General features: G+C 62.3%; 19 protein-coding genes and 1 other RNA gene. 4 read left to right on the forward strand and 16 right to left on the reverse strand.

The genetic code is table 11. From position 1 onward, the window contains the following. Positions 1-3 precede the first annotated feature (3 nt). The 4 genes from BJ994_RS09835 to BJ994_RS09850 all read left to right on the forward strand — a co-directional run bounded on the left by BJ994_RS09835 (position 4) and on the right by BJ994_RS09850 (position 2695). The gene (locus BJ994_RS09835) at positions 4-729 is read left to right on the forward strand and encodes a metal-dependent transcriptional regulator (protein WP_167993728.1); all 726 of its coding nucleotides are present in this window, start codon (positions 4-6) and stop codon (positions 727-729) included. After that, positions 726-1127 (forward strand): fluoride efflux transporter FluC, encoded by a 402-nt coding sequence (locus BJ994_RS09840; protein WP_167993730.1) that lies wholly within the window; start codon positions 726-728, stop codon positions 1125-1127. The genes BJ994_RS09835 and BJ994_RS09840 overlap by 4 nt, the downstream gene beginning before the upstream one ends. Continuing rightward, on the forward strand, positions 1124-1522 hold the full coding sequence (locus tag BJ994_RS09845) for a fluoride efflux transporter FluC (RefSeq protein ID WP_167993732.1): 399 nt from the start codon (positions 1124-1126) through the stop codon (positions 1520-1522). The genes BJ994_RS09840 and BJ994_RS09845 overlap by 4 nt, the downstream gene beginning before the upstream one ends. Before the next feature lie 72 nt (positions 1523-1594). Then, the gene (locus BJ994_RS09850; protein WP_167993734.1) at positions 1595-2695 is read left to right on the forward strand and encodes a carboxylate-amine ligase; all 1101 of its coding nucleotides are present in this window, start codon (positions 1595-1597) and stop codon (positions 2693-2695) included. Positions 2696-2774: 79 nt separating this feature from the next. On the opposite strand, the gene BJ994_RS09855 is transcribed toward BJ994_RS09850, so the two are convergent. The 16 genes from BJ994_RS09855 to BJ994_RS09930 all read right to left on the reverse strand — a co-directional run bounded on the left by BJ994_RS09855 (position 2775) and on the right by BJ994_RS09930 (position 15312). Continuing rightward, a complete protein-coding gene (locus BJ994_RS09855) occupies positions 2775-4481 on the reverse strand; it encodes a glycoside hydrolase family 13 protein (RefSeq protein ID WP_342450344.1) in 1707 nt (568 codons plus the stop codon). A gap of 78 nt (positions 4482-4559) precedes the next feature. Continuing rightward, on the reverse strand, positions 4560-4784 hold the full coding sequence (locus BJ994_RS09860) for a hypothetical protein (protein WP_167993736.1): 225 nt from the start codon (positions 4782-4784) through the stop codon (positions 4560-4562). A gap of 138 nt (positions 4785-4922) precedes the next feature. Then, positions 4923-5292, reverse strand: a transfer-messenger RNA (tmRNA) gene (gene ssrA, locus BJ994_RS09865). Positions 5293-5376: 84 nt separating this feature from the next. Further along, on the reverse strand, positions 5377-5748 hold the full coding sequence (locus BJ994_RS09870) for a hypothetical protein (RefSeq protein WP_167993738.1): 372 nt from the start codon (positions 5746-5748) through the stop codon (positions 5377-5379). Then, complete coding sequence (smpB, locus tag BJ994_RS09875; RefSeq protein ID WP_167993740.1) at positions 5745-6218, reverse strand: SsrA-binding protein SmpB; 474 nt, start codon at positions 6216-6218, stop codon at positions 5745-5747. The genes BJ994_RS09870 and smpB overlap by 4 nt, the downstream gene beginning before the upstream one ends. 92 nt (positions 6219-6310) lie before the next feature. After that, complete coding sequence (locus BJ994_RS09880; RefSeq protein ID WP_342450345.1) at positions 6311-7810, reverse strand: peptidoglycan DD-metalloendopeptidase family protein; 1500 nt, start codon at positions 7808-7810, stop codon at positions 6311-6313. 10 nt (positions 7811-7820) lie between these two features. Continuing rightward, positions 7821-8732, reverse strand: coding sequence for a permease-like cell division protein FtsX (gene ftsX / locus BJ994_RS09885; RefSeq protein WP_167993742.1), 912 nt, complete (start codon positions 8730-8732; stop codon positions 7821-7823). After that, positions 8729-9433, reverse strand: coding sequence for a cell division ATP-binding protein FtsE (gene ftsE, locus BJ994_RS09890; RefSeq protein WP_167993744.1), 705 nt, complete (start codon positions 9431-9433; stop codon positions 8729-8731). Before ftsE ends, ftsX begins: the two co-directional genes overlap by 4 nt. A gap of 153 nt (positions 9434-9586) precedes the next feature. After that, entirely contained in the window at positions 9587-10702 is a 1116-nt protein-coding gene (gene prfB / locus BJ994_RS09895; protein WP_167993746.1) for a peptide chain release factor 2, read from the reverse strand. 37 nt (positions 10703-10739) lie between these two features. After that, the gene (locus BJ994_RS09900; protein WP_167993748.1) at positions 10740-11198 is read right to left on the reverse strand and encodes a pilus assembly protein TadG-related protein; all 459 of its coding nucleotides are present in this window, start codon (positions 11196-11198) and stop codon (positions 10740-10742) included. Continuing rightward, positions 11195-11647, reverse strand: a complete 453-nt coding sequence (locus tag BJ994_RS09905; RefSeq protein WP_342450346.1) for a hypothetical protein — start codon at positions 11645-11647, stop codon at positions 11195-11197. The genes BJ994_RS09900 and BJ994_RS09905 overlap by 4 nt, the downstream gene beginning before the upstream one ends. Then, positions 11628-12005, reverse strand: a complete 378-nt coding sequence (locus BJ994_RS09910) for a TadE/TadG family type IV pilus assembly protein (protein ID WP_342450347.1) — start codon at positions 12003-12005, stop codon at positions 11628-11630. The genes BJ994_RS09905 and BJ994_RS09910 overlap by 20 nt, the downstream gene beginning before the upstream one ends. Before the next feature lie 36 nt (positions 12006-12041). Next, complete coding sequence (locus BJ994_RS09915; protein WP_245192523.1) at positions 12042-12221, reverse strand: hypothetical protein; 180 nt, start codon at positions 12219-12221, stop codon at positions 12042-12044. An 81-nt stretch (positions 12222-12302) separates the two neighbouring features. Further along, positions 12303-13235 (reverse strand): type II secretion system F family protein, encoded by a 933-nt coding sequence (locus BJ994_RS09920; protein WP_167993751.1) that lies wholly within the window; start codon positions 13233-13235, stop codon positions 12303-12305. After that, entirely contained in the window at positions 13235-14092 is an 858-nt protein-coding gene (locus BJ994_RS09925) for a type II secretion system F family protein (RefSeq protein WP_167993752.1), read from the reverse strand. The genes BJ994_RS09920 and BJ994_RS09925 overlap by 1 nt, the downstream gene beginning before the upstream one ends. Beyond that, positions 14089-15312 carry a TadA family conjugal transfer-associated ATPase gene (locus BJ994_RS09930; RefSeq protein ID WP_167993753.1) on the reverse strand — a complete coding sequence of 408 codons (1224 nt, stop codon included), beginning with the start codon at positions 15310-15312 and terminating at the stop codon, positions 14089-14091. The genes BJ994_RS09925 and BJ994_RS09930 overlap by 4 nt, the downstream gene beginning before the upstream one ends. Between the last annotated feature and the right edge of the window lie 52 nt (positions 15313-15364).

Consider the following 15364-nt stretch of genomic DNA (forward strand, 5'->3'; position numbering starts at 1 on the left):
GGCATGGCACCCAAGGCAAGCGCTCTCGGCATCGACTCCACCAGTGTCCAGGACTACGTGAAAACCATCTATGCCCTCTCGGAGTGGCATGACGCACCCGTGACATCATCGCGGCTGGCCGCCAGGCTGGCGGTCGCGAACTCCTCCGTCTCGGAGATGATCAGGAAACTCGATGACCTCGGCCTGGTACGCCACGAGCCCTACCGTCCGGTCGAACTCACTGCCGGGGGCCGCCGTCTTGCGCTGGCAATGGTTCGGCGGCACCGGCTGCTGGAAACGTTCCTGGTCCGCGAGCTCGGCTACCGGTGGGACGAAGTACACGATGAAGCGGAGCTACTCGAGCACACCGTCTCGGACACCTTCATTGACCGGCTCGACGCGAAACTGGGCTGCCCTGCCGCAGATCCGCACGGCGACCCTATTCCCACTGCGGATGGATCCATCACATTGCCGGATGCCCTTCCCCTGCACCGGCTCGACGACGGCCATTTCGGCCGGGTGGCGAGGATAAGCGACGAGAACCCGAGTCTGCTCAGGTTCCTGGCAAGCGAGCAGATCGGTATCGGATCCCCCGTCACTGTGCTGCAGCGCAAACCCTTCGGCGGAGCACTGCAGGCGCGGGTCGACATCGGCCACAGCGCCCGTGACCTGGACCTGGGCGACGAGCTGACCGGCGCTATCTGGATCGAGTCCGTGGGGAAGCACGCGGGTTGCAGCCTGGTTCCATGAGCAGGTCTCTGCCTAGGCGTTCTGGGCTGACCTCGTGGAGGACCTGGACCGCCGTCGCCCTCGGTGCGTTCATCGGAACCGAAATCCGTTACCTGTTGGTGCTGCTCCTGCCGGAGCAGGCCGGTACCTTCCCGTGGACCACGCTCAGCATCAATGTACTGGGCAGCCTCCTGCTCGGGTGGCTGACCGGACTCTGGGGAACCGGATCGGTGCCACCGCGCTGGCTCCAGGCCGGCCTCGGCCCCGGCCTCCTGGGCTCCTTCACCACCTTCTCCGCTGTGGCGCTCGTCAGCGTGCTCGACCTTGAGCTGCTCGTTCCCTACCTGGGGCTCTCCTTGTTGCTCGGCCTCGCTGCCGCGGCCGCCGGCGTGTTCCTCGGTAAGCGAAGCGGCACATGATCACCGCGCTGCTCGTAGGGCTGGCGGGAACGACCGGGGCGCTGCTTCGTTACGGGACCGACGCCGGAATCGAGGCATACCACGCACGACGACGACAGACACCGCAGCGCGATGTTCCGTTCCCTGCCGGCACACTCATTGCCAACGCTGTTGGTTCCCTGATCATCGGCCTGTGCTGGGGCACGCTCCGCGAAGCGCAGCTGGATATTGGCCAGTACAACATCCTTGCAGTGGGACTCGCCGGCGGCCTGACCACCTTCAGCACCCTCAGTGTCGCGGCTGTCACCCTGTGGCGGGACGGAAGGGTGGGTGCCGCCGTCGTTCATGTGGCTGGAAACCTTGTCTTGGGGCTGGGCGCCGCATGGCTGGGGCTGAGGCTGGTTGGCGCTCTGTGACGAGCCGTTCCCGTCACGACCGCGGTCCTGCCTACACTGGGAGCGATCCGAACGGCCACGGAAGGGCACCACATGACCACGCTGGGAATTGAAGAAGAGTACCTCCTGCTCGATCCTGTCTCAGGCCTGCCCGTCTTCAATGCCACCGAGGTCCAGGAACTGCTCGAAACCGGAGACACCGTCACTGGAGACGACATCCAGCGGGAACTGCTCAGCTGCCAGATCGAGACAGCAACCCCGGTATGCGAAACACTCACCGAGGCCGAGGAATCACTGCTGAACTTCCGCCGCCAGCTCTCGGCTGCAGCCCGTAAGGCGGGAGTCCGAGCAAGCGGCACCGCGACCGCCCCGCGCATCGAGGAAGGCTACCCGCAACTCACCGACAAGCAGCGCTACCACGAACTCAAGTCAAGCGCCCGGGGCATCGTCGCGGACCAGTTCGTCAACGGACTTCACGTGCACGTTTCCATTCCTGATAAGGAGACCGGCGTCCAGGCGCTCAACCGCATCCGCACCTGGCTGCCCATCATCACGGCGCTGAGTGCCAACTCCCCATATTGGCTGGACCGTGACAGCGGCTTCGCGAGCTGGAGGACCGTTCACTACCGCCGCTGGCCGATCCAGGGCTGCCCGCCGATCTTCGCGGACGCCGAGGATTACGAGCGGCGGATCCAGCGCCTTGTGGACACCGGCGTCATTATCGATCGGGGTGTGCTCACGTGGGTGGCGCGCCTGTCGGACCACTATCCCACGCTGGAGGTGCGGACGGCGGACGCCCAGCTGGAGGCACAGGACTCCGTGCTGCTTGCGGGGCTGATTCGGGGACTTGTGAGCACCGCCGTCAAGGAAGCGTTGGATGGCGCGCCATATCCAGACCCGGATGCGGAACTGCTCGACGCCGCGCAGTGGCAGGCCGCGCGGCAGGGTCTGGGCGACGTCGTCGTTAATCCGCTGACCGGCAAGCTGGTGCCGGCAAGGGAACAGATGGACCGCCTGCTTGAGCACGTAGGTCCGGCGCTCGACGAGGCCGGGGACACGCGCTGGATCCAGAGCGGACTGAAAACCGTCTGGGAACGCGGAACGGGCGCTGAGCGGCAGCGGCGGGCGATGCAGCAGAGCGGCGTGACCGGACTGATCGACCTGTACACGGAAACACTGATCGCCGAGCGATAGCCCCATCGACTTCACAGGACACGCCGATATGCACTCTTGAATGCGGCGTGTCCTGCGTAGTCGATTGGAACTGCGACCTTCAGGCGATCCGCAGGATCCGCACTTCCCACGGGCGGAGTTCCGCACCGTCCAGGCTTTTATAGTTCCCAAGCACCAGGGGGCCGGTCGGCAAGTCAGCCGGCTGGGTCAGCGGGTCCCCTGAGACGTTGCCAACGGTCAGAAGGGTGGAACCGTTGTAGCTGCGGGTGAAGGCATAGAGGGCCGGGTGGTCCGCTGCGAGCATCGAGAAGTCTCCGAGTCGCACGGTTTCGTCCTTGTGCCGCAGTTCGATGAGCTGCTGATAGAACCTGAAAACTGACTTTCCGGATGCGCGGTCAGCTTCAGCATTGAGGCTCGCGTAGTTCGGGTTGATGTCTATCCAGGGGGTCCCGGTGGTGAAACCCGCCTGCTCCCTTCCCGTCCATTGGACGGGCGTGCGCGCGTTGTCCCGGCTCATGATGCGAAGGTTGCGCAGCACCTCCTCGGGATCTTGCCCCAGCGCTGTCGTGGCCTCATAGAAGTGGTTGATCGATTCGACATCGCGGAAGTCGCTCACGGCTTCGAAGGGCGCATTCGTCATGCCGATCTCTTCGCCCTGGTAGATGTACGGCGTGCCACGGTGCAGGTGCAGAATGGCCGCCCAGAGCGTCGCGGATTCGTAGCGGTACTTCGCGTCGTCTCCGAACCGTGAAACCAGCCGCGGCTGATCGTGGTTGTTGAGGTAAAGGCTGTTCCACCCTGTGTCGGCCAGACCCTTCTGCCACCGGTTCCAGGACGTCTTGAGATCCCGGAGGTCCAGTCCCTTGTAGTCCCACTTGCCGCCCGGTCCGTAGTCAAGGCCGACGTGCTCGAACTGGAAGACCATGTCCACTTCCCGCCGTGCGGGATCGGTGAAGAGCTTAGCCTCATCGATGGTCACACCCGGCATCTCGCCCACTGTGATGAGCTCAGCGTCGCGACCTTCGAACACCTCGCGGTGCATCTCCTGGAGGAAATCGTGGATCCGTGGACCGGAAATGTAATGAGGGGAACCATCGCCCCACAGTTTCCCAGCGGGCACCGGACCGTCCGGCAGCGCGGGATTCTTTGAGATGAAGTTGATGACATCCATGCGGAAGCCGTCCACTCCGCGGTCCAGCCACCAGGTCATCATCTCGTAGACGGCGGCTCGTACATCGGGGTTTTCCCAGTTCAGATCGGGTTGCTCCGGCGTGAACAGGTGCAGGTAATACTGGCCGGTCGCAGGGTGCAGGGTCCAGCTTGGACCGCTGAAGGCGGAGCCCCAGTTAGTGGGCTCTGCACCTCTCTCCCCCGGGCTGAAGCCCTCACGGGCCTCGCGCCACCAGTACCAGTCCCGCTTCGGGCTGTTCACCGACGAGGAAGAATCAATAAACCACGGGTGCTCGCTGGATGTGTGGTTGACCACCAGATCCATGACCAGCTTCATGCCGCGGCTGTGGACGCCCTTGAGCAACTCGTCGAACTGCTCGAGGGTACCGAAGGTGGGATCGATCCGCCGGTAGTCGCTGATGTCGTACCCGTTGTCATGCTGCGGTGAAGAGTAGATCGGCGAGAGCCACAGGACGTCCACCCCAAGATCGGCGAGGTGGTCGAGCTTCGCGACGATGCCGCCAAGGTCGCCGATACCGTCACCGTTGGAATCAGCGAAGCTGCGCGGATAGATCTGGTAGACGACGGCGCCGGTCCACCAGGCTGGCTCGGTTGCGGGAATGTTGGGGGTGCTCACTTTGTCGATCCTCTCATCACCCCGGAGATTACCCAACGCTGAGCGAACAGGTAGACCAGCAGGAGCGGTGCCAACTGACTACCGTCCTTCGTTGCGCCGAGTCAGCCCGACAGTCAGGCACACGAGGCCTGCAGCCAGTGGCAGCAGTGTGTAGAGGGTGTGTGTGCCGCCAACGTAGCTCATATAGAAAATGTAGATGAAGGTGCCCACAACCAGAACGAGCCCAACAACCATGAATGCCCGGCCGCGGTGCGGAGGCGGTATCGGCGGCAGCCACGAGGGACGATCGTTCATCCAGCTCACGTGCTAAGCCTACCGGCAGGGTCCCGCCGCCGAGCGGAGCGAGGTCATGGGGGGTCGGGAGGCGCTACCGGCCCGGTCCCGAATGCCTGAGCTGCGCTTAAATGCCAGCACCCCTGGCCGTCGGCCAGGGGTGCTGATAGGTGGAGATGGCGGGAATTGAACCCGCGTCCGATGCAGTTTAGTCAGGGCTTCTCCGGGCGCAGTTTGCGTCAGATTTTCTCGGCCCCAGCCATCATGCAAACAAGTGGCTGATCCGGGCCCAGTTGCATAAGAGTCCCCCTGGTTCCTGCAACAAAAACCAAGAGCAGTGGCCCTCTAAATGACGCCAGGATCCGGGTCAAGAGCAAACCCGGGCTGACGGACTAGCTCGGCTGCTTAGGCAGCGAGAGCGAAGTCAGTGCGCTTTTGTTCGGCACTTATTGTTTTACAGAGAGCGTTTACGAGATAACTCTGTATCCTCGGCCCGCTTCCCCTGTCGCGACTAACATCGTCGAAACCTGTCATCCCCGTATTGAGTTATCAATCCGGATTGCTCCGGGCTACCCATCATAACGCACCTCGACCTGGAATCATTCCCGCGAAGCTGCGTTTGCTAGAAGTTGAACCCCAGGATCACGATCTGTGCCTGCCACAGCATCAGAACCACGAAGGATACGGCAACGAAGGCCAGCCCAAGGGCCGCCAGAGCAGTAGTCGCAGCCTGTTTCCGCCGGAAGCTCCACCAGAACACGGCGATGTTCATGAGCACCAGCACCGGTGACACCCAAATGATGACCTGCGCAAGATACACGTAGATCAGGAACATAAACGGGATGAGCGAGAGGATGCCCGCCGGAACAATCGCGAAAAGCAGAAGGAGATCGACAATCGCCCCCACGGTGATCCACCAGGGGCGCTTGTACTTGAGTTCTGATTCTTCTTCGGTCTCGTCCGAGTCCTGGGCTTCCCAGAAGACATCGCTCATGCGCCGAGATTCCTTTCGCGCATTGCACGCTGTGCTTCGCGGTTGTCCTGATGCTCCCGCAGGGTCTGGCGCTTGTCGTATTCGCGCTTGCCTCGGGCAATGCCGATTTCCACTTTCGCGCGCCCATTGAGGAAGTACAGCTGCAACGGGACAATGGTGAATCCACTTTCGCGGATCTTATGCGAGATCTTTGTGAGCTCCTCGCGGTGAAGGAGCAGCTTACGACGACGACGCGCGGCATGGTTGGTCCAGCTTCCCTGCGAGTACTCAGGGATGTGGATGCCCTCAAGCCACAGTTCGTCGTTGTAGAAGATCGCGTAGCCGTCCACCAACGATGCCCGACCGGCCCGCAGCGATTTCACCTCGGTGCCTTGCAACGCAATGCCGGCCTCGTAGGTGTCCAGCACCAGATAGTCGTGCCGGGCCTTCCGATTGGTGGCCACTACCTGACGGCCACTTTCCTTGGGCACGGTTCAACTCCTTCAGTAGCGCTGGTCCTTGCGGCCGCGACGGACCGCGACAGGACGTAGACAATTCGCATACCAGTCTACGCGCGAAGCGGCTACAGGACGCCCATCGGGTCAACCAAGCTGCCGTTGAGCACTGTTTCGAAGTGCAGGTGGCACCCCGTGGAGTTACCCGTGGTGCCGGTATAGCCGATGAGTTGACCGGCACTCACGTTCTGGCCCGGAGCAACGAGGTAACTGGACAGGTGGTAGAAGTTCGTCGCCAATGCGTTTCCGCCGATGACGCCGTGGTTCAGCACAATGCGGTTACCCGCGCCCGGCAGTACGTTGGAGTCGGCGAACCACACTTCGCCCGCAGCTGGAGCGTACAGCGGCGTACCGCAGGCAACGCCATAATCAATGCCGGTGTGTGTGTAGCCGCCGGTGCCGTTGAAGTCGATCGTGCCGAGAGGGGTTGGACGCCAACCATATCCGGAGGTGATGGGGCCATTGACGGGCGCCCGTAATCCGAAAGCTGAGGGACTGGAGGTCTGGGGCGGCTCGATCACCGGTGCTACAGGTGCGGGGACGACGGGCGCAGGAGCCGGCCTGTTAGCCGCGGCCGCTGCTTCAGCTGCCCGGCGGTTTGCCTCAGCGGCTTCTGCTGCACGCCGGGCGTTCTCGATGCGGGCGCGCTCTTCAGCTTCCGCCTTCAGCCGCGCTTCTTCCCGTTTACGGGCTTCTTCGATGAGGCGCCGCTGCCGTTCTGCAATATCGTCAACGACCTGCTGGTGTGCTTCCTCGACCTGGGCAAGCTTCGCTTCAATGACGGGCTTCTGCTCCTGCAGCTTGTCCGAGAGTGCGGAAGTGTCCGAGACCAGCTTGTCGACCTTGGCCTTCTCCGCTGCTGCTTCGTCCCGCGCTGCCTGTTCGGCGGCAAGGGCGGCGTCGGCCTTCGCCTTCAGGTCGCGGATCTCTTCCTCGACGGCTACCAACCGTGCCTGGGAGTTCACGTTCGTCGCATTCTGCTGGGCCAGCCGTTCCAGCGCGGCGTTCTGGCTGCGCAGGGCCTGGTCGACCAGTTCCATGGAGGCGAAGCTGTCTCCGCCGTCGCTGCCAAGCATGAGCGACAGGCTGGTGGGTACGCCCCCACTCTTGTAAGCCTGGGTAGCGATCTGGCCAATAACCTCGCGGGTCTTGGCCATCTCGGCTTCGTCCTGCTTCAGCTGCTCGGTGATCTTGTTCTTGGTTTCCTCCGCCAGCTGGACGCGCTGGGCGAGTGCGTTAACCTCGGCAGTCGCCGCTTCTACGCGGCCCTGCGCGTCAGCCAGTGCCTGCTGCGCTCCGGGAAGCTGACCCTGGTATACCTTGAGCTGCGCGATGGTCTCGGTGATGTCTGCATCGAGGTACTCGATCGACTGCTGGACTTCGGCAATCTCCTGCTCAAGAGCATTCTTGCGGTCATCGAGCTCATCCGCGAACACGGGGCCGCTCAGCGTCAGAGTGAGGGCAGCAACGGTGGCAAGGGATAATCCAGTGATGGCCTTCACGACGCCGGGTCGACCAAGTGGCCGGACGTATCCTGCGGTCAGGCTGCGCGCGCTGTGTCTTCTCACGGTTACCACCCTAAACCTTCAAGTAGCGTCTGAGGGTTAGGAGCGAAGATGCGCCCGCCAACAGTGCTGCAAGGAGGAAGAGTGCAGGCACGACGAGCAGCAGCTCCCGTGTCGAGATGAAACCCATCTGTGGATACTCGCGGGAGAGCCACTCCCCGCCGTAGCGCAGGACCGCCCAAAGAGTGCCCGAGGCGATGGCAGCACCAAGGATGGCAGCGATAACTCCCTCCAGCACAAAGGGCAACTGGATGATCGCCTTGCTCGCGCCGACCAGTCTCATAATGCCGGTTTCACGCCGTCGGCTGAAGGCAGAGAGTCGGATGGTGGTGGCAACCAGCAGGATTGCGCCGACGCTCATGACAACGGCGATGCCTAGCGCCACGAGCGATGCGATGTTGATATAACCAAAGATCTCCTCGAGGAACTCGCGCTGGTCGCTGACAATGTCGACCCCGGGCTCTGAAGAGAACGCCTCGCTGATCACTTCGTACTTCTCAGGATCCACCAGGCCCACCCGGAAAGACTCGGGAAGTTGCTCGGCGGTTACTGCCTCGACGATCGGCGAATTGGCGAGCTGCTCGCGAAAGTGCACCAGGGCCTGTTCCTGCGATTCGTACTCCACCGTCTCAACATAGGCACTGAGTTCAGGCGATTTGAGCTTGGCTTCGATGGCGCTGCGCTGCTCATCGGTGACCGGCCCGGCCGCACAGCTTTCCGCCGTCGAGTTCTCTACGCAGAGGAACACGGCTACCTGGACGCGGTCGTACCAATAGCCCTTCATCTGGTCGATTTGAAGCTGCAGCAGGCCTGCGGCGCCAACGAAGGTGAGCGAGATAAACGTGACCAGCACAACGGATACAACCATCACGAGGTTGCGCCGCATCCCTGAAGCGATCTCACCAAGGACGAATGCGAACCTCACTTGGCTGCCGCCGTCGTCGTTCCGATGTAGATGCCTTGGGCGTCGTCACGGACCACGGTGCCGTCGCGTAGTTCGACGACGCGCTTGCGCATTGTGTTGACGATGTCGTCATCGTGGGTGGCCATGACAACGGTGGTGCCGTTCTGATTGATCTTGTCCAGGACCTTCATGATGCCCATGGACGTGGTGGGATCGAGGTTTCCGGTGGGCTCGTCAGCGAGCAGGATGCCGGGCTTGTTCACAATCGCGCGTGCAATGGCAACGCGCTGTTGCTCACCACCGGAAAGTTCATGGGGCATGCGGTTGTTTTTGCCTTCAAGGCCAACAGTTTTCAGTACTTCGGGGACCGTTTCGCGGATGACGGCGCGGCTCTTTCCGATTACCTGCATGGCGAATGCGACGTTGGCGAAGACGGATTTGTTGGGCAGCAGACGGAAGTCCTGGAAGACAACGCCGATTCCCCGGCGCAGCTTCGGCACGCGCCAGCTCGGGATGTTCGCGACATTCTGTCCGGCGACGTACACGGCGCCGCGGGTGGCGCGATCTTCCTTGAGCACCAGGCGGATGAACGTCGATTTTCCGGATCCGGATGCGCCGACCAAAAAGACAAACTCGCTACGGTCAACATCAAGGCTGACGCCGTCGAGGGCGGGCTTTGACTTTTGATCGTAGATTTTGGTGACTTGCTCGAATCTGATCATGACTACTTTGCGCCCACGTGTTGCTGCCGGTGCGCGGGCTCTTAGGTGGGGGAAGGGAGCACCGGCTCCTCGACTATAGGCAGCCGATCGGCGTATTGACGGGCAGGTTGCCGGTGTGTCGCGGAACCGTAACGCCGGTTGGAGACTCCCGGATCAGTTCTCGCTGTTACGCGTATTGGCGCGCCAGCGGATGCCGGCGTCGATGAAGTCGTCGATTTCGCCGTCGAACACCGCTGACGGATTGCCTACCTCGTGTTCGGTGCGCAGGTCCTTGACCATCTGGTACGGATTCAGGACATAGGAGCGCATCTGGTCTCCCCAGGAGGCCTTCACGTCCCCGGCGAGCGCCTTCTTTTCCGCGTCTTCCTGCTCCTTTTTGAGCAGCAGCAGACGTGACTGCAGCACGCGCAGGGCCGCCGCGCGGTTCTGGATCTGGGACTTTTCGTTTTGCATGGACACGACGATCCCGGTTGGGATGTGGGTCAGCCGCACAGCGGAGTCGGTGGTGTTGACCGACTGACCACCAGGGCCGGAGGACCGGAAGACGTCCACACGGATTTCGTTGTCTGGGATTTCGATGGAGTCGGTCTGTTCAATGAGAGGAATGACTTCAACGGCGGCGAAGGAGGTCTGGCGCCGGCCCTGGTTATCGAAGGGGCTGATGCGCACGAGGCGGTGGGTGCCGGCTTCAACGGATAGCGTCCCGAAAGCGTAGGGGGCCTTGACCTCGAACGTCGCGGATTTGAGGCCGGCTTCTTCAGCGTAGGAGGTGTCGAGGACCTGTGTCGGATAGCCTCTGCGTTCGGCCCAACGCAAGTACATTCGCAGGAGCATTTCCGCGAAGTCCGCGGCGTCCACTCCCCCGGCGCCGGACCGGATGCTCACTACCGCCTCGCGTTCGTCCCACTCACCGGCCAGGAGTGTGACTACCTCGAGCTCGTCGAGCGCTTTGCTGAGTGAGGTGAGTTCCCTGACCGACTCGGTACGGGAGTCTTCATCGTCTTCGTCCTGGGCGAGCTCGACGAGGACTTCAAGGTCATCAATGCGGGCGGTGAGTCTCTCGAGGCGCTCGAGTGCGGACTGTTTGTGGGAGAGCCTGGAGGTGATCTGCTGTGCTGCGGCGGGGTCATCCCACAGGTTGGGGACACCGGCTTGCTCGCTGAGTTCGGCGATTTCCGCGCGGATCCCTTCGACGTCCGAGACTGCCTCAATGGACTCGTATTTGGCTCGGAGGGCGCGGATCTCTGCGGAAAAATCAATGTCTGCCATGGTGATTCAAGCCTACGTCATGGTGTGGCGGTCACAACTATCGCCTCAGATCCGCGCGGGCGTCGGCCGTGGCGACGATGGGGATACCCGCGGGCACAAGGAAATTCACAATCGGTGGGTGTACGACGGCGGTGAGCACCACCCGCGCTGTGCGTGGGTCGGGTGCTCCGGTTGCCGGGCCCAGGGCCAGCTCGCTAAAGCGGGAACCCGCTCCTGAGCGCTCAAGGTATCCTGACGCGGCGCGGGCCACCGACTCGGAATCCAGTGTCGGGGCCGGCTCGCCAACACCGGATTCGATGTTGGCGACTCCGAAGGTATCGGCAGCAGTGAGTACTGCACCGTCGGCGACGGACAACAGCTTCTTGTGCTCGATGTAGACGGCCGAAATTGCCGTGACGACGGCGACAACCAGAAGGGAGAGCAGGATGTAGCCGATGACGAGGATCGAGATCTGTCCGGATTCGGGATCCCCGGGTTCCTGCTGCGCCCCGCTCATCCGAAGCGCTCGACGAGCTGCGTCGCACTGGAATCTACCGTGGCGGCCGTACTGTTGAGCCCCGACATGGTTGGAATCAGCGGCAACGGAACGCTGAGTTCCACGTCTACTCTCACACTGGAACCGGGCTCGAGGCACGGGCCGGCGCACACGATCTCTAGGGACATGGACTCCGGTTCGAACCCGAAATCGGTCACTGCAAGCAGCGCCGCTTGCTCCGCGCGGGCGTGGGCTTCTTCCGGGCTCTCGGAGTCCACAAATACTTTGGCCGCCTGGTCGGCTGCACCTACGACGGCGAATGCCCCGCCCTGCAATTGGCCCACCGTAAGGATTAGGTAGACAACGGGCACTAGGAGAAGCAGACCAAGGAATGTGAACTCGAGGACGGCGCTGCCGTCGTCGTCGCTGTGCGCGGCTTGCCGGAGGCGGTCACGAAGGAAGCGCAGCACGTCCGGTCACCTCCATTATCCCGGACGGACCGATCAGGCCGATGACGGGGATCGGTGCGCGGACAGTGACCTGAAGAACTGGAATCCCGCCCTGGTTCACCTGCCTGACTGACACGTCCTGCGCGTACTCGCTGTTGATGGTCCCCGAAATCAGGGAACTCGTACGAGACGCTGCGTCCGACGGCGTACGATCTGCCAGCGTCCCGTAACGCGCACCGGAAGAGGCGGCGTCGATGAGCGTATTGCGCACATGAAGGACAAGGGTGAGCTGCACGATGGCGATGAAGATGACGGTCAGGAGTCCTCCGACCAGTGCGAAATCGACCGTGGCCGCGCCGCATTCGTTCTGGCGCCGCACACCCGTTCGTACGCGACGCCAAGTGTTCCTCACCGGCTAAGGGCTGACGCGGTCGATGGCCTCGTTGAACAGGCCTTCGAGGGCGGGCGAGGCGATGGCCAGGAGCGCGGCCACAAGAACGGCCGACATGAGAGTGATCATGACCCAACCAGGAACGTCTCCTCGTTCACGATCATCGGATGCACCCACTGTGAGGTGAGCACACAGGAGTGCCATTGCGGCGATGGCGCATGAGGTGAGGCGGTTACGCATGCTGATTTCCTTGCTGTCGGTTGGTGGGTGAGTTGGAAGTAGGAGCTAAAGTCCGAGCTCGATCAGTGCGATACCGGGATATACAGCGAAGAGGACCGAAAGCGGGAGCACGCCGAAAACGACCGGAACCATCATGGCGATCTCCTTGCGCCCGGCGGACTCCATGAGTTCCCTCTTCGAGAGGTCTCGCACGTCCTGGGCCTGTGCCCGGAGTACATCCGCGAGCGGCGTACCTCGTTCGACTGCAACGCTGATTCCGTCGACAAAACGCACGAGCGGGGCAAGTTGGGTGCGGTTTGAGAAGTTCTGCAGTGCCAGCATCAGGGGCGCGCCGGCGCGGGTCTCGGCGAGCACCCGAGAGAACTCCTTCGCAAGTTCACCATGACCGGTCCGACAGATGCGTTCGAGTGCCCCACTGGCACTCTCTCCGGCACTGACGGCGAGCGCCATCAGTTCGGCCAGGCTGGGGAACTCGGCGAGTATCCTGCCTTCACGCTTCCGGATCTGGGCGCTCAATACGTAGTCCCGCAGCAGGTATCCGCCCGCTGACGTCCCGATGATGATGAGGACGGCGAGTAGCGGATTGAAGTTTCCGGAGACCGCGAGCATGACTATCACGGTTGTCGAAGCGGCGAGCCCTGCACTGGCCCAGATGATCTGTTCTGCCCGGAAGTCCAGGACCGATTGACTTCGACCGGCCTGGTCGAGACGCTTGGCGAGCACGGACGACGCGGGACTGAACCTGTTGAGCCAGTTAACTGCATCGCGAGCGACCGGTCGGACAATTCGTTCCAGCGGCCCGAATGGGGTAACTGTCTGCGAGCTCAGCAGCCTGGAGCTGACGTCCACCGACTTCAGTTGCGGTGCGATGCGCTCAGCGAATCGCGGCTGGCGCATCGCCGGGAGACGGACGAACATGAGCCACAGCCCGGATCCAAGACACGCACCGGTCAGAGCGGCGATTGCCAGGGCACTCATCAGCGCAGCACCCGCTCGTCTTCGGGAAGGGAGCCGACGCGGAGCATGACCCAGTAGCAAAGGACCGAAATTACGAGGCCGCCACCGAGTACGACGGCGCCGGCAGCCGTGCTGTACGCCTCCACTGCTTCCGGCCGGGTGGACAAGAGGGCGAGCACAACCCATGGAGCCGCGATCGCCAGACGCGCTGCGTTCACCGTCCATGATTGACGTGCTTCAAGTTCACTTCTGGTGCGGGCGCTGTCCCGGAGGAATTCGGCAAGGGTGCCGAGGAGTCGCCCGAGATCCGTGCCGCCGACCTCGCGGGTGAGCCGCAGTGCTTCGACGATCCTGTCTGCGACCGGATCCGCCAAACGGTCCTTGAGATTATTGAGCGCGTGGTCGAACTGGCCACCCGAACGGTAATCAGCCGCGAAGTCGTTGAAGGCAGGACGCAGTTCCTCCGGGCCCTTTGTCCCCAACTGCATGAGTGCTTCGGGCAGCGACAACCCGGCGCGGATAGCGGATCGGAGGTGGTCGACGACGTCGGGCCACAGCTCCCGCAGCGACGCTGTGCGCCTGTGCGCACGCCATCGGACGATCATCAGGGGCGTAACGCCGCCGAAGATTGCAAAGCAGGCAGCGATGGGCGGCGTTCCCGTAAAGACGAAGGCGGCAAGGAAGACGAATACAGCGGAGACCACGCTCGCCGCGGCAAGGCCCCCGGCAGTGACCTTCTCAACGCCTGCTCGCAAGAGAAGTTCGTTCACCCTACCGATGCGGCGTTTCCCTTTCGGTGCTTTCGGCGGCACAGCCCACGTGGACCACCAGATGAGGAAAAGCCCGGCGCCGAGACAAACACCCCATGCCGCGGTCATGACGGATCCAGCAGATTCGCAACGCTGTAGCCTGCCGTTGCGAACTTCTCCTCCGCAGGCATGTCGGAGGCCGTAACGCGCAGTTCGCCGTCGATGCGCTTGAAGACAGTCGAGGTTTCGATGACTCCGTTTTCCACCCGCCGGCCAAGCGCCACGACTTCCGCTACTTGACGTTTGCCCGCGCGGTCACGAGTGCAGTGGACCACAAGGTCGATGCAGGAGGCCACAGTCGGAACCACGAAAGCGCTGGAGATATTTTCACCTGCCAGCAGAGGGAGCGTGCAGATCTTGGTGACGGCGTCGTGAGCACTATTGGCATGGACGCTGCACATTCCGGGAAGGCCGCTATTAAGGGCGATGAGCATGTCCAAGCTCTCTGCTTCGCGGACCTCACCCACTATGAGGCGGTCGGGCCGCATCCGCAGAGCTTCCTTGACGAGCCGCCGGAGCGGTATCTCGCCATGGCCCTCAAGGTTAGGTTGCCTGCATTGAAGGCCTACAACGTCCCGGAGCGGAAGTTGCAGTTCGAAGATCTCCTCGACTGTAACCACTCGCTCCCGGCTACCGATGCTGGCGCCGAGGCAGTTCAGCATGGTGGTCTTACCAGCCTGTGTAGCACCGGAGACCAGAATGTTCAGGCCACTTGCTACTGCCGCGCCGAGAAAACGTGCAGATTGCGGTGACAGGGACCCCAACTCGACCAGATGTTCCAGCCGCGTAGCCCGCGAAATGAACTTCCTGATGTTGACGGCCCAATGCCGGCGGGTCACATCCGGGATGACAACGTGAAGACGCGAGCCATCAGGCAGGGAGGCGTCGACGAACGGCGAAGATAAATCCAGACGGCGTCCGGAAGACTTGAGCATCTTCTCGACTACGTCCCGAACCTGCTGCTCAGTCAGCCTCAATGAGGTGAGTTCAGACTCTCCCGCCCGCGCGACGTAGATTTCCGACGGGGAATTGATCCAGATTTCTTCGATGGTTGGATCATCAAGGAGCGGTTGCAACGAACCGTAACCGGCTACGGCATCGAACACGTAGCGCCGCGCCTGCTCACGGTGGCCAAGCGGTGGCAGCGAACCGATGATCGAGCGTTCGTCGTAGTCGTTGACGGCAGCCTCTACCAAGCGCCGTACTTCTGCGCTCTGGTGTGTTGGGTCTATCCCCCGTCGACGGATGAGTTCTCGGACTTCATCCTCAACAATGCGCACTGCATCCATAGTTTTCCCCAAGGATTCGGCTGGCGGGAGGAGACCCGAGCCGGAGACTGTC

This window comes from Arthrobacter pigmenti, from assembly GCF_011927905.1.
Lineage (GTDB): Bacteria > Actinomycetota > Actinomycetes > Actinomycetales > Micrococcaceae > Arthrobacter_D > Arthrobacter_D pigmenti.